A 14,338-nucleotide genomic window follows, 5' to 3' on the forward strand; every position below is an offset into this window, starting at 1 on the left:
CTTATCCGGGCATTAGTTGGTTGTTTCACTGGTAGGCAATGGAAGTACATAAGAACCTGTCATGTTGATTTCTCCTTCCTCGTCGGAATCGGGCACGGTGGAGAGGTTCATCCGTTTGTAGGTGTAGAAGGTTCCACCTTCGCCTATCATTTCTTTCCGTATATCGAGCAGTATTTCGGCATCCAGTTGTTCACGGGTGCTGACTGTCAGACTAAGGGTACGTTCAGCTCCACGGGCTTTTCGAACTGTTTCGAGGTAGTTGATTCCTTCGGTTATCTTGCCATTATAGCTACTGATCTCCGCCAGGATATGACAGATTTCACTGAACCGGATCACTGGTATCATCGGATTCTCCATTGCTTCTACTACTGATTCTACGGAAGGGTTATACTTCAGTGTGTAATACTTCGACTGGGTTTCATTGGTAGTCCCGATCAGGTAGGTGAGCCGATAGTCGGTATATACGCCCGTATTGTCCGAAGCAAACAGGGAAGGGATATTTGCCAACGGCAAACGGGTGGTTGACGAAGAAGAGGAAGAGCCCCATACGGCCTGTTCATAATCCGTAGCCAGCTGTTTCTTGTACAAGCCGAACAATATGTCGTGGGAGACTTTTGTATATCGGGAATTGAGATTGCAGGTAATGTTCTCTCCTTCTGTAAAGCCTATCCACCGTTTCTGCTGGTAATAGGTGTTGTAAAGTTCTTTGGCGGCTGTCTCGGCATTCTTGTAGTAGGCAGGACCGGCATAGATGCAGACACGGGCTTTCAACCCCAGCAATGCCAGATAGTTGAAGCGGATGCCACGATACCAGAAGAATGCTCCCATATCGTCTATATAGGAACCGGAGTTGAAGCGGTAGCGGGCATTCCATTCGGGAGTAGGTTCGTACATTTGTGAAGCGTACATCGCTTCGGGATGGTATTCGGTGTCAAACTTACGCAGAATGTCTTCCGCTTCGAGCAGGTCTTTCAGGACTTTCTCGATAAAATCGGTAACGGTACATTTTTCTACCACTGCGGCTTCGTATTTATCGCGGTAAGGAAGATAGGCGCCCGAAGGATTGGTTGCCGTTGCAGGAGCAAACAAGCGAAGTAGGTCAAAATGCATCATGGCTCTTAATGACAAGGCTTCGGCGTAAATGAGGTTTTTCTCTTCTTCTCCGTATTCGAACAAAGAGATGTCCGTGGGCCGGATGTTCTCGATGAGCTTGTTCAGGTTGGCTATCACTTTATAGCCTTTTTCCCAGATAGCTGTCACGACGGGTTCGGTGTCGACCGTGTTATAGATAAGTTCGGAAGCGTCGGCATACATCGGAGAGATGGTTCCCGCCTTTTGATTGTATTGCTGGGAGATGGCACTAAGGAATCCCCAGCTTAGTTGCTTACCGTAAAGTTCGTCGGACGCCAGATTGGTGTAGATACCATTCAGGGCATTCCGGTAGCCGAAACCGGTGGAAAACAGATCGTCGTCGGCTATCGCATTTTCTGGTGTTACGTCCAGCCAGGCATTGCAGGAAACGGCTAACATTCCTGTCAGGGCTATTAGTATATGGCTGATTAGTTTCTTCATTTGTATGGTTAGAATATGATGTTAGTAGTCAGATTGAATGAACGCGAATAAGGATAATCCAGTCCCCGTTCCTGACGGATGGTAGACCAATAGAACAGGTCGTTCATCGTGAACGAAAGACGCAGGCCGGACAGATGGAGTTTCTTTAATTGTTCGGGACGGAAATTGTAGCTCATTGTCAATGAACTCCATTGCAGGGTATTGTTTTTCTGTACAAAACGCGAAGATGCGCCGGTGGTGACATTACGGTCACGAATATCTTTCATGGTGGTTATGTCTCCCGGTTTCTGCCAACGGTCGAGCAATACCCGCTTATCTACATTGTCATTTTTAATGTCGGCATTCTCTACATAGGAGACGAGGGTATTGTTGTAAGCATCTCCACCAAAAGTATAGAGGAAAGAAGCAAACATGGATAACTGTTTATAGGACAGGGTATAACCGAATGAGCCTTGTCCCTTGGGAGCTGTATCGCCAATAATGGTCCATTCGTCGGCAGACCATACATCGGTAACGTCACCATTCCGGCGAAGGTAGATTTCTTTGCCGTTTGTGGGGCTGATTCCCAATGACTTCATCCCGTAAATAGAGGTCAGAGAGGCTCCTTCGTAATATTTCAGGTATGTTTTAGCATATTTTGAATCGGAGCTGCTTTCGGGGTTATATCCGCTGAACAGTTCTTCCACTCTTTTATTATAGTCGCGCATTGCCTGGGAGATTTCAATAATCGTGTTTTTGTTTCTTGCAAAGCTGCCGTAGAGCTGGAAGAGCCAGTTTCTGTCACTGTAAAGTCGTGCCCGCAGTTCCAGTTCGACGCCGGTGTTTTTCACCTTTCCCATGTTTTCTTTGTAGGAGGTGAATCCGGTAGAGGAAGGGATGGTATAATCGGTTATCAGGTCGATGGTACGCTCGTCGTAGGCAGAGGCTTTCAGATAGATTTTATCGTGCCACAGTCCGATTTCAACTCCATAGTCGAGGGTGTATTTACGTTCCCATTTCAGGTTCGGATTTCCCATCTGATAGAGGAATACACCGTAGCCTGTGGGATACCAGCTGTCTGTTTGCAGCTGATACATATCTTTGGCCGAATAGAGGGAGAAGTTGGTCTTTCCGGTCAGTCCGTAGGAGACACGGAACTTCAACATGGAAAAGAGTTCATTCGACTTCATAAAATCATAATTATGAATGTTGATTCCTGCTCCTGTTGACCAGAACATGGACCATCTTTTATCGGAACCGAATTCGGAAGAACCGTCGATACGTCCTGTAAGGTCGGCGAGATAGATATTGTTATAGGTGTAGTTGGAAGTAAGCAAGGCTCCTACCAAGCGGGTGGTATTGTCGGAGCTGCTGGGCTTTCCGTATACTTCTGCCGCATAGTTTGAAGAGACAAGGTCGCCACCAGGGAATCCCCGGTAACGTGTTTCGGAAGCAGTGCTCTGCGTTTGTCTCATGTTGGAGGACAAGCAGATATTGAGATTGTGTCCCTTGAAGGTATTGTTGTACATGAGTGACAGGCTTCCGTCTATCACTGTTCTCTTTTGTGTGGATTCTGTTTTTTCACCATTGATGTTGCCTGTACTGGCTGAATAACTGGCCGATGCGGGATCTTTGTACAGATCACCGGTAGAATTTCTCATCAGGACGGAAAACTGACCGCGCAGACGCAGACCGTCGGTGATACGCCAATTCAGACTAAGATCATCGGTTACTTCATCATAACCGGAATGGTCGAAGCTGTTGTAGAAGTTGATTTCGTACAGTGGATTTACTTGTGTGCCGCTAGCCCCGTCGAACTTTTCGAGACGGCGCACATAATCGCCATTTTCATCATACAGACGCATATAAGGAAGTAAATGGGAGTAATCGCTGAATGAATTGAAGGGGACATCTGTGCTTTTGTTATAAGTGTAGGTCACTTTGTTCTTTATTTGTAGTCCGCCAATGCGGTAGTCTACATAAAAAGCGGCATTGGCATTCTTACGGGAAGAGTGTTTCATCACTCCTTCCGTTCCTCTGAATCCCAGTTCCACTCCCCAGCGCACGTCGTTTTCTCCACCGTCTATGAAAACGGAGTGTTTATGGTTCAGAGCCGTGCGCAGTCCTTGAGAAAGCCAATAGGTATCGACACCTGTCAGTACATTATTGAGTCGTTGGTAGTAACCGTTGGTATAGGGGTCTATTTCCGGGGTGTTGCTGTCATATAGTCCTGCCAGGCGTTCGGTTTCCAGCTTCTCACGGGCGTTCATCAGATTGTAGGAGGATAAATCCGGCAGTTCGGCAGAAAGTACTCCGGAATACTGTACACGGAACTTTCCGGCTTCGGGCGCACGCCGTTCAATGACAATTACTCCGTTGGCCGCACGTGAACCGTACATGGCAGTGGCGGCAGCATCTTTCAGGATATTGATGCTGTGGATGCTATTCATATCGAGGTCGTATATCTTTTCTACATCGACTTCAAAGCCGTCCAGTATGAAGATAGGCAGGTTGGAATTACCGCTTAGCACTTCCCGCGAAATGGAGGAGGTGGAGGTCTGCCCAAGTGTCGTTTCTCCGATACCGGTCTGACCACGCAAGACGAATTGAGGCAGGCTGTTGGGATCGGAACCAGCAGCCAGATTCTCCTGTATTCTGAAAGAGGGATCGAAAGTCTGAATGGCCGAAATCAGGTTGTTCGGGTTGACTTTTAACAGGTCTTCTTTCTCTATCTTTGTGGTATTTCCAGTGAAACTTTCTTTCTGTATGGAGTTATAGCCGGTTACAATCACTTCCTGAATACTTTCGGTAGCTTCTACCATCTGCACATCGACTTTCTGCCGGGAAGTGACTTTGATTTTACGGGTTTCAAAACCGATGTAGGAATAGATAACCAGACCGCCTTTTTCGGGCAGGGTCAATACATAGCAACCGTTTATATCGGTAATTACACCAGTAGAATGACCATCCAAACGAATCGTCACTCCTACCATCGGTTCTTTAGAGAGTTTCTCAATCACCCGGCCATAAACACAATTTCCGTGTGGAGGAAGAAGATATGTCTCTTTTGAATTATTTTTGTTTTGGGCTATTGCATTAGTAGATAGTGATAAAATGTATACAAACAATAAGATTCTATTCAAAGCCCCGGAATTTAGCTTTTGCATAACGGATATATATAGTTATTACACCCGCAAAAGTATTCTTATATGATAGACGGAGCAATCACGAATTTTAGGTATTTTACACAACTATTATACCAAAATATAATTAAAGCAAAATCTTTTTGCTTCTGTTTAGGTATTAATCAATAGCAAAAAGAATAACTGCATCATTTATCCTCTATCAAAAGGCAAATGATGCAGCTGTCGGTTATATCTGTTTTTTTATAATGCCAGACGGTATATCTCTTTGCTGTCCTGTTTCGCTAATTTGACATAGTTGCCTACCAATTCACCTTTATTCCGGTGCAGACTATCTGCAAGGCGGTCGATGTCGGGATTCTCAATGCCAAGTTCTTTGAAGGTCACAGGCAGGCCGATGGAAGTAAAGAAGGATTTCAGACGGGAAATTCCTTCAAGGGCTACCGCCTTTTTATCGTCTGATTCTGCCACTCCCCACACTCGGATGGCGTATTGGGCTATCTTATCCACATTGTGTTCTGTCATCCATGTCATCCAGGCAGGGAAGATTACGGAGAGTCCGGCACCATGAGTCACGTTATAGATGGCGCTGATTTCATGTTCGAGGAAGTGGGAAGCCCAGTCCTCTTCACAACCTACACCACAGGTTCCATTGTGGGCGATCGTTCCGCACCACATCAGATTGGCACGGGCTCCGTAGTTTTCGGGGTCTTTCATGACGGTAGTTGCCTCTTTGATGATGGCAAGCAGGGTACCTTCGCACAGGCGATCGCCTATTTCTACATCTTTCGTGTTGGTGAAATAGCGTTCCATGATGTGTGCCATCATATCGGCAATGCCGCAGGCGGTTTGGAAAGGAGGAAGTGTGTAGGTCAGCTCGGGGTTCATCACGGCAAAAACAGGACGTAGTACACCGGGAGCACGGAGGCTTAATTTCTGTAAGCCATCGACTTTCGTGATGACGGTGTTACCGGAACCTTCGCTTCCGGCAGCAGGAATCGTTAACACAACGGCTACTTTCAATGCTTTCGTCACAATGGCTTTTCCGATGTAGAAATCCCAGAAATCTCCGTTGTAAGGAACTCCGGCTGCAATGGCTTTCGCCGTATCAATCACAGAGCCACCACCAACGGCGAGCATCATGTCTACGTTTTCTTTCCGGCAGAGATCGATTCCTTCATACACTTTCGTGTCTATCGGGTTAGGCTGTACACCACCCAGCATGCAATAGGGAATACCTACTTCCTGCAATGATTTCTCAACACGGGCCAACAAGCCGCTACGTATCACGGAACCGCCACCATAAACAATCATTATTTTGCGTGCACCGTATTTCTGTACTAACACTCCGGTCTGCGCTTCCGTATCCCGACCGAACACGAATTCAGTAGGGCTGTAAAAGATAAAATTATTCATTGTCGTTTTCTTTATAGGTCTTTTCGTCAGTCTTTTCTATAGATCCAAATAGAACTCCTTTGACAAGTTTTTCTATAAGTTCTTTTATAGAGCCCTTCATAAGAGTCTTTATAGATCAGACAAAGTTATAAATTTAAGCAGAATATCTTTCTTTTGATTGTTTAAAATTTCCTACTTTCATTAGTACAAGTCCGATTACAATCCAGACCATTTCGCGTATACGGGTAATCAAAGCGGCATAGACTCCGTAAGCTCCGGAAAGGGAAAGGCCGCCTACGGCGAGGGCAAAGCCACCTTCACGACCTCCCAATTGCATAGGCAGGAAAAACAGCAGATTAGCAAGTAAAGAAGAGAAAGCCGCAATCAGGCAGCAGTCGGCAAAGCTGACATGGGTGGTCAGCACGTTCAGTATCAGCCATATTTCAAGACAACTGACTACACGGGCGGTATATTCCAGTAAGAGGGCGCTATAAAAGGTTTGTTTCTTTTGTTGGTGGAGAAGGGCAATTTGTTTGTCTATATTCTCCAACTTCTCTTTATGCGCGTTTGCAAAATGAAATACTTTCTTTTTCAGAAAAGGAATACGACCACCCATACGGACAAAAGCCACAGCCATCCCCTGCCGATAGCCTTTCATAAAAAGAATAACAATCAGCAAGCAAAAGACAGTAATAGCTCCTAAGATTATCCCCATCATCCACCCCACCGGATAGAGACAAACGTAAAGCAACACTGAACTTAACCAAAAGCAAAAGTGGGAAAAGATATGCATCATCACATAAAGAATCACGGAAGAGGTGGCGCGTTCTATTCCTATATAGGGTTTCAGCTCCATAATGCGATATGGTTCGCCTCCCATCAGCCCAACAGGAGTCACGTAATTAAGCGCAAAACCTGTTACTGTGAATTTGTAGAGCCGGACAAATGAAAACCCCGTCTTACCACCACTACGGATGATGATGTACCACGATACTGTATTAATAAGGTAGACAAACAGCCATAGCAACAAAACCAAAGGTAAATATACCCCTGCACGCTTCAAATTCAGCCAAAGCTCCTGATAATCCATATCAAAAGTGAATATCATTATCAGAACGGCAATGATACCAAAAGCGAGAAATATATTACGGTACTTGTTCTTCACTATTTGTGAGACTTATATCTATTTTTTATATGGGTATATATCTGCTTTTATATGAGTATATACTTGCTTTTTGTATGGGTATATATCTCACTTTATTCACATATAATCTTACTTTATATACGTATAATATCTTTCGAAGAATCTTTTGAACGCCGGGATTCTCATCAATATGTATTCGAATACCAGCCAACCGATTAACGCGCAAGAGATGCCAAGTAATACATCAATGATATAATGATGGCATGAATAAATAGCTGTTCCCCAAATGCCGACCATGATAATAGAGAAAAGAGTAACCACATACCACCTGCATTTACCAATAATGGCATACACCAATGCAACTACCATATAGGCCGCATGCAGTGAAGGCACTGCCGCAAAAACATTAGCATTACGCCCGTAGATAGAATCAAAGATGGTTACTCCGAAGAATGCATCAAAGCGTCCCAATCCTGCAACATTACCCGGTGTGTTTAATATCGGTTCGAAACCGTAGTTGATGGCATACCAAGGCGGAGCGGCCGGATGAATATAATAACCGGCAAAACCAATCAAATTGACAAACAAGAATACTAACGCAAAGCGAAGGTAGGTTTTTCTTTCTTTCTTGAAATACAGGCAAAGACCGAACAGGATGGGAACGGGAACCCAACAAAGGTAGAAGATTCCGGCAAAAACGTCCGCTATCGGCCAGTTGTGTGCAGCGAAGTATTCGCAAGGAGTAACCAGAAGACCATTATCCATTACTCCGAAAAGAGACTTTTCGAGATTATACAGTCCGGCCACATCAATCGGGTTCACTTCGTAGTTGGGGCAAATACGCATCCAGTCATACGAGATTCCAAAAATGGCGAAAGGTAACAGGGCCACAGCCAACTTACGAGTAGGTAATCCGGCAAAAAATAAAACTAAATAGAGTACCGCCATTAACAGGTGCTCGGAACGAAGCCCGATGAAGATACTTGTCAGCAAAAGGAAAAGAGCCATAATGACTGTCACAGTCAGGGCTTCTCTCTTCGACGGCATTTGAATATTCTTTATCATTATAATGTTTTGATTAGACAACTAGACTATTTACTATTAGACTATTTACTATTGGACTATTTACTATTGGACTATTTACGATGTACTATTTAGGATGTACGATGTAAATAGTAAATCGTCCAACAGTAAATTAATTCATTCTTTCATCACTTTGTAGCAATGTCTCACACGAGCAAATGCCGTGATATTGGCAAACAGGGCAACAAAAGCCAGAGGAACAATCATAATCAGGATTGGTTCGAAAACGGTGATATCTTTGAAAACGCCACAGAACAAAGCTCCGAGACTGGTCAGCACTACGCGTTCCGGACGTTGCATGAATCCGACTTTACATTCAATTCCTAAGCCTTCGGCACGGGCACGCACATAGCTTACCATCAGTGAGCCGATTAGTGCCACAAATGCAATGAGTGCATAAAGGAAATAATCTTTCATTGATAAATAGTAACAGATACCAAAGAAAGTCATCAATTCACTATAACGGTCGAGTACTGAATCGTAAAGCGCACCGAACTTGGAACTCATGTTGCCTAGGCGAGCTACACGTCCGTCCATCATATCGAACAGTCCGGCAAACAAAATCACACCTCCTGCCCAGCCGATAATGGCCAAATCGTTCTGTCCGCCATATATGCCGGCATATACAAACATACCTGCCGCTACTACATTCAGGATAAATCCGGTAGTGGTGATAAAGTTAGGAGTGATTCCTATTTTAATCATTCCGCGTATCAGGGGATTGATAATCTTATAAATCAACTGTTGTAAATAATCTCTGTAATTCATCTGTTTAAATCTGTTTATAGCTATTTTTATCTAAATCTTCTGTTTTCTCAATCTGTATATATCTAATTCTTTCGTTTTCTCATCAGTCTTTTCAATCCGTTTTTCAGTTTCTTTTTCCGAACAAACTTCTTATATCTATATTCCGGTAAACAAAAAAGCGTTGCATATTATAGTTCCAGAACAGTGCCACGATGACTGCCACTACCACTTTAGGAATAATGAAAAAATCTCCGAAATACAGGCTAAGTGTGTTGCGTACCCAGGGAATCTTCGCTAATGATTCCGTCAGTGCATACGTTCCCCACGTATTGAGCCAAACACTGCAAACCCATACAAGGATAAATTTTACAGCAACGTGTGTTTTCTTTCCTTTCGATTTAAAAGTCCATTTATAGTTGATAACGCAATTAACGATTCCTCCATAGATAGCTCCCGCCAGGGTGGCATATACATAGTAGACATCAAACAGCCTGACCAGAAGAATCGTAACGAGAAAGTCTGCAATAGTTGCCATTTGAGCAGAAAGCTGCGCCCTCAAAAACATGAAGATGCCGCCTTTCTGGGAAATCATCCGTGCAACTTTTTTCAGCCAATCACCCATCTCGCTCCCACTAACAATATAAAACTATACACTCCCGCCAAAACATCGTCCATCATGACCCCTACCCCACCTTTCAGGCTTTCCATACGACGTATGCCCAACGGTTTGGCTATATCAAAGATGCGGAACAAGGCAAAAGCCGCAATCACGTACCAAAACCATTTGTCATCATTGGGAACAGCCAACAACGGTATCCACACTCCCACCATCTCATCCACTACCACACGCGAAGGATCTTCTCCCCAATAAGTCTCCAGCTTATCGGCAGCCCAAATGCCGGCGAATGTAAATACAATCACCAAAGCGGCAGTCAGCCATAATACCCAAGAGAAAGGAAAGAGAAAATAAAGTGCAATCCAAATGATAGAAGCCAGTAACGCCCCAGCCGTGCCGGGAGCAAAAGGAGAAAAACCGGAGCCAAAGCCCGTGCCTATAAAAACAGGTAGAAAGGGAGGACGCTTCATTTATTACTAATTACTAATTACAAACTACGAGTCGGTTGTGTCACGAGTCCCCCAAACGAATGGGGAATTTGTACAATAAAAAAGTAAAAGTTGAGGTTGAGTATCCACCAGTCTTTATAGGATGGTAAATCTCAATCTCAACTTATTATTTGGGGTTACTGATTAAGCTAAGTAATCAGGTTCTTTTTCACCAATCATGTTACGCAATGTCTGTTTTACCATTCTCCATTGTGTAAACAAGTCGTGTTCGGGCTGATGTTCGAAATCGTGCATCGGGCTCTTGCAGAAGAATGACAACCAAGTCTGGATGCCACACATGCCCGCACGCATTGCCAAGTCGCTGAACAACACAAGGTCAAGAGCGATAGGAGCTGCAAGGATAGAGTCGCGGCAAAGGAAGTTCACCTTGATTTCCATCGGGTAGCCCATCCATCCGAAGATGTCGATGTTGTCCCATGCTTCTTTGTTGTCTTTGCGGGGAGGATAATAGTTGATACGTACTTTATGATAAACATCTCCGTAGAGATCCGGATATTTTTCAGGTTCGAAGATAGTATCGATTACAGACAGCTTGCTGACTTCTTTTGTCTTGAAGTTGTCCGGATCATCGAGCACTTCACCGTCGCGGTTACCGAGGATATTGGTAGAGAACCAACCGTTCACACCCAGCATACGGGTTTTGAACATCGGAGCCAATACGGTTTTCATCAGTGTCTGACCACTCTTGAAGTCTTTACCGGAGATAGGTACATTCTTTTGTTTAGAGAATTCCCACATAGCAGGAGTATCCACACACAAGTTAGGAGCCCCCATTACGAACGGAGCACCTTCTGCAATAGCAGCATACGCGTAACACATACTCGGAGAAATCACGTCTGTATTGTTTTCCTTCATTGCTTTCTCTAAAGCAGCGAGTGACATGTGTTCGTCAGACAGCGGAATGTAAATTTCAGTACTTGCAGCCCAAAGCACCACTACGCGTTCGCAGTTGTTAGCAGCTTTGAAGTCGCGGATATCCTGACGAAGTTGTTCTACCATTTCCCAACGGGTAGCAGCCTTCTTCACGTGTGTACCGTTCAGACGTTTTGCCCAGTTGTGATCGAAAGCAGCCGGCATCGGTTTGATAGCTTCCAACTCTTCTTTTACTCCATTCAGGTCTTTTTCTTTCAAAACCTCGGCGTACATAGCAGCTTCGTATGCGTTGTCCGGGAAAATATCCCATCCTCCGAAAACAATGTCTTCCAAATTCGTCAAGGGCACAACGTCCTTGATGAGTTTTTCTTCGTTGTTCTCCATGCGCATTGTGGCTAACTGTGTAATAGATCCTATCGGTTTTGCCAGTCCCTTGCGAGAGGCTAGTGTACCTACAATCATCGTGGTAGCTACCGCACCACCCACTCCGACTACCAAGACGCCAAGACGCCCGGTAGCGGGTTTAATTTCTTGTTTCATTTCTATTCTATTAAAATTAAACTAAAATTGATGCAAAAATAAGATTAATTAATTACTAATACAGTCTTTATTTGTCATATAAACATTGCAATTAGCAGGATTTAACTTTTAAAAGGTCATGTGGAGACTTATTCTCAAGCCTGATCTGTCAATCCCGGGCGAATCACGATAAGTGATCCTCCAGATATAGTCCAAACGTAACACCTTGAAAATGTTTTCAATACCGACACCCGCCTCCACATAAGGTGTTTTTCCCATTGTTTGTGTGTTTTCTATCGGAAAAGCGAACAAACCGTCACTCAAAGCCGGGTTGTTTTTATCGCTCAAATGTCCATATAATCCACGACAGGAAACTATTTCCCTCCATTTTAGTTTTTTCAACAACGGTACCCGGTTGAACAGCCATCCGTTGAGGAAATAAGTAACATCCCACGAGAAATATTCATCGTTCATAAACTCCATCGCATTCATCAACGAGTAAGATTCCGGTTGGATGGTATAAGAAAGGTTGGCATTAGGCATGATAAGCAACGGAAAAGGTACTTTATCCCACACTTTACCTGCTTTTAGTATAACGTCCGTATAGCCGAACGCGGAAAACCAGAAACGTTTCTGAATACCGGCTTCGGTATGATTGTAAGTGTAATCGCTGCCCAACACTCCTTTTCCGGCAATGGTATGAGACAAGGTAAACACCGGTGCATCCAACGATACGGGAAAACGGTTCCATTGGGTCTGGAAGAATTTCTCGTTCGGAGCATAACGCAGTTTCAACTCTGCCGCACTGACAGAGAAATCTTTTACCGGGGTGTAGGTATCTCCTTCTTTCTTTAAAAAAGGAATCAGGTAGGAGGACTCATCTTTCCGTGTACGCGCTGTCAACTGGAAAGAAAAGCCGGAATAAAACTCATTGGTATAGGTCATCTCCGCCTGCCGGAAATAGCCGATACGGTCGTCCTTCTCACGTTTCAAGGCCAGGAACACATTGTCTTTGCTTGTATACAGGTAATTTTGTCCATACTGGTTCACATCTGATTCGTAACGCAATTTCAATGAATGGATAGGAAATTCATTGGCGTATTCTTTCTTCTTCTTGAAAGAATATTCCAGTTCCGCCAATCCTTTCACTCTTTCATCTTTAAACCCGTAAGCCACATATCCTTTGCCAAACAGGTGCGGATTGAGCCAGGCGGTAGTCATACCTCCGGCACGGATACGGGGGCCTTCCAATGTGTTACCGCTGATAGTGGCATTCATCGGGCCGATATAGAAAAGTGGTGCTTCTTTGGAGGTGGGAATATATCCCGTAAAGAGAATGGAAAGCACTTTCTCCGTCCAGTAATACACCGGATAACTGCGTAATTGTGTCATCAGGCGGTCTACCGAGTTTTCCTGCTGGGAGATGGCGGCTTGCGGACGATTCTCCGCCCAGAATGATTCGGGACGCGACAGGGCTTCCGTCTCTTCAATAATACGTTCGGGTTTGGTGAAGGCTTTGTCGGCTTCAGCAGTCGGCGTAAAGGTGTAGTTGCTGTAATCCGCTACCCGGCGGGCAAAAATACCGTCCTGTCCTTCGGTCAGTTTAAACTCAACAGTGATACTTTCATGATCGAGCAGGCGTGTGCCGTCTTCAGCGCGCTTAAATTCCTGTTCGAGCAACATGTAGTCTACAAAGTTCAGGTTTATCTTTTTGGGAAAGTTGAATACGGCACGTTTAACAAAGTAGGTAGAGTCGAGCGTCACATACAGGTGTCCGTTGAAACCGAAAGACTCGGAATTAAAAGGCGTGAAAGCGAGGTCTGCACAAAGCTCTCCGGCAATCTGCAACGTGTCCATCAGGTAATATTTATAAAAGCCTGTGCCGATACGGGACAAGGGACTGACAAACTTATTCGTAAACAGGGAAATGTTGTTTTCGTAGATATCGACGTCTTTGAAGACTTCATTGATGGCTGCCTGCATCCCTTGTTTAGAGAGAAACTCATCGACACCGGCCTGTTTGCGTCCTTTCACCCATTGCTTCTCGGAACGGGGAGATTTCCGGTAATAGTCTGTGGCAAGCAGTTCACGGGCTGATACCGTCAGAATCGGTTTACCGGTAACGGCAGAAGTATCTACATATTCTGTCAGGAAATCAAATTTACGATATAGCCATTTTTTCTGTTTCTCTTCATCGAAGTTATTCAACGCAAAGGTGGTCTTTTCATAACGTTCGCGTTGCCAGAAGTCTTTCTCGTAGGGAGAGTAGTTGTCACGGCTTTCAATCATGCGGCGGACAAATTCTACGGCGGGATTATCTTTCTTCCGGTAGTGCTCACGTTTGGGTTTGACTACCACTTCACCAAGCGCGTATTCGGTAGGCGCAAGTGCTACTTTATAGGATGCATTACGGGCAGGGCGAATGGTGCGGACATAGTCATTATATCCGATTACAGAGATTACAAGCACTGCTTCGGAGCGGTGGGTTTTGAAGTAAAAGCGTCCGTCGCTTCCGGTAGTAGTTCCTTCGGTCGTGTCTTTTAAGCGTACAGATGCATAAGGCAAAGGTTCTTTGGTCAGAGAATCAGTCACCACCCCTTGTACCACATACTGCGCACTGAGCGGAATACTGATAGCCAATAAAAGAAAGAGCGTCAATGTGCCTTTTTTCATTAATCTCATACCTTAAATCCTATTGAATTGAGCGGGGCAAAGGTAGGAGTGATTTCAAGACAAAAAAAGGTCTATTTGACGGAAG

Annotated in this window: 10 protein-coding genes; all 10 read right to left on the reverse strand. The window is 44.6% G+C overall.

Going from position 1 to position 14,338, the window contains the following annotated elements:
• Positions 1 to 12: 12 nt before the first annotated feature.
• The 10 genes from INE92_RS10580 to INE92_RS10625 all read right to left on the reverse strand — a co-directional run bounded on the left by INE92_RS10580 (position 13) and on the right by INE92_RS10625 (position 14,262).
• Positions 13 to 1,572 (reverse strand): RagB/SusD family nutrient uptake outer membrane protein, encoded by a 1,560-nt coding sequence (locus INE92_RS10580; RefSeq protein WP_004304210.1) that lies wholly within the window; start codon positions 1,570 to 1,572, stop codon positions 13 to 15.
• 8 nt (positions 1,573 to 1,580) lie between these two features.
• Positions 1,581 to 4,718: a SusC/RagA family TonB-linked outer membrane protein gene (locus INE92_RS10585; protein WP_195436031.1), complete on the reverse strand. Its 3,138-nt coding sequence runs from the start codon at positions 4,716 to 4,718 to the stop codon at positions 1,581 to 1,583.
• Between the two features lie 219 nt (positions 4,719 to 4,937).
• Positions 4,938 to 6,110 carry an iron-containing alcohol dehydrogenase gene (locus INE92_RS10590; protein ID WP_004314277.1) on the reverse strand — a complete coding sequence of 391 codons (1,173 nt, stop codon included), beginning with the start codon at positions 6,108 to 6,110 and terminating at the stop codon, positions 4,938 to 4,940.
• A gap of 133 nt (positions 6,111 to 6,243) precedes the next feature.
• Positions 6,244 to 7,254 carry a lysylphosphatidylglycerol synthase transmembrane domain-containing protein gene (locus INE92_RS10595; protein WP_032851591.1) on the reverse strand — a complete coding sequence of 337 codons (1,011 nt, stop codon included), beginning with the start codon at positions 7,252 to 7,254 and terminating at the stop codon, positions 6,244 to 6,246.
• A gap of 108 nt (positions 7,255 to 7,362) precedes the next feature.
• On the reverse strand, positions 7,363 to 8,280 hold the full coding sequence (locus tag INE92_RS10600; RefSeq protein ID WP_004326585.1) for a phosphoinositol dihydroceramide synthase: 918 nt from the start codon (positions 8,278 to 8,280) through the stop codon (positions 7,363 to 7,365).
• 153 nt (positions 8,281 to 8,433) lie between these two features.
• Positions 8,434 to 9,084: a CDP-alcohol phosphatidyltransferase family protein gene (locus INE92_RS10605; RefSeq protein WP_009040796.1), complete on the reverse strand. Its 651-nt coding sequence runs from the start codon at positions 9,082 to 9,084 to the stop codon at positions 8,434 to 8,436.
• A 103-nt stretch (positions 9,085 to 9,187) separates the two neighbouring features.
• Entirely contained in the window at positions 9,188 to 9,655 is a 468-nt protein-coding gene (locus tag INE92_RS10610) for a GtrA family protein (RefSeq protein ID WP_081104589.1), read from the reverse strand.
• Between the two features lie 14 nt (positions 9,656 to 9,669).
• Positions 9,670 to 10,149 carry a phosphatidylglycerophosphatase A family protein gene (locus tag INE92_RS10615; RefSeq protein ID WP_004311319.1) on the reverse strand — a complete coding sequence of 160 codons (480 nt, stop codon included), beginning with the start codon at positions 10,147 to 10,149 and terminating at the stop codon, positions 9,670 to 9,672.
• 162 nt (positions 10,150 to 10,311) lie between these two features.
• A complete protein-coding gene (locus INE92_RS10620) occupies positions 10,312 to 11,601 on the reverse strand; it encodes an inositol-3-phosphate synthase (protein WP_004314280.1) in 1,290 nt (429 codons plus the stop codon).
• Positions 11,602 to 11,709: 108 nt separating this feature from the next.
• On the reverse strand, positions 11,710 to 14,262 hold the full coding sequence (locus tag INE92_RS10625; protein ID WP_149944877.1) for a DUF5686 and carboxypeptidase-like regulatory domain-containing protein: 2,553 nt from the start codon (positions 14,260 to 14,262) through the stop codon (positions 11,710 to 11,712).
• Positions 14,263 to 14,338: the final 76 nt, after the last annotated feature.

It is taken from the genome of Bacteroides xylanisolvens, assembly GCF_018289135.1.
Classification (GTDB): domain Bacteria; phylum Bacteroidota; class Bacteroidia; order Bacteroidales; family Bacteroidaceae; genus Bacteroides; species Bacteroides xylanisolvens.

Coding starts and splice junctions, on each gene's coding strand:
- INE92_RS10590 (WP_004314277.1), bottom strand. CDS start 6,110: ATGAATAATTTTATCTTTTACAGCCCTACTGAATTCGTGTTCGGTCGG.
- INE92_RS10610 (WP_081104589.1), bottom strand. CDS start 9,655: ATGATTTCCCAGAAAGGCGGCATCTTCATGTTTTTGAGGGCGCAGCTT.
- INE92_RS10605 (WP_009040796.1), bottom strand. CDS start 9,084: ATGAATTACAGAGATTATTTACAACAGTTGATTTATAAGATTATCAAT.
- INE92_RS10600 (WP_004326585.1), bottom strand. CDS start 8,280: ATGCCGTCGAAGAGAGAAGCCCTGACTGTGACAGTCATTATGGCTCTT.
- INE92_RS10580 (WP_004304210.1), bottom strand. CDS start 1,572: ATGAAGAAACTAATCAGCCATATACTAATAGCCCTGACAGGAATGTTA.
- INE92_RS10585 (WP_195436031.1), bottom strand. CDS start 4,718: ATGCAAAAGCTAAATTCCGGGGCTTTGAATAGAATCTTATTGTTTGTA.
- INE92_RS10625 (WP_149944877.1), bottom strand. CDS start 14,262: ATGAGATTAATGAAAAAAGGCACATTGACGCTCTTTCTTTTATTGGCT.
- INE92_RS10615 (WP_004311319.1), bottom strand. CDS start 10,149: ATGAAGCGTCCTCCCTTTCTACCTGTTTTTATAGGCACGGGCTTTGGC.
- INE92_RS10620 (WP_004314280.1), bottom strand. CDS start 11,601: ATGAAACAAGAAATTAAACCCGCTACCGGGCGTCTTGGCGTCTTGGTA.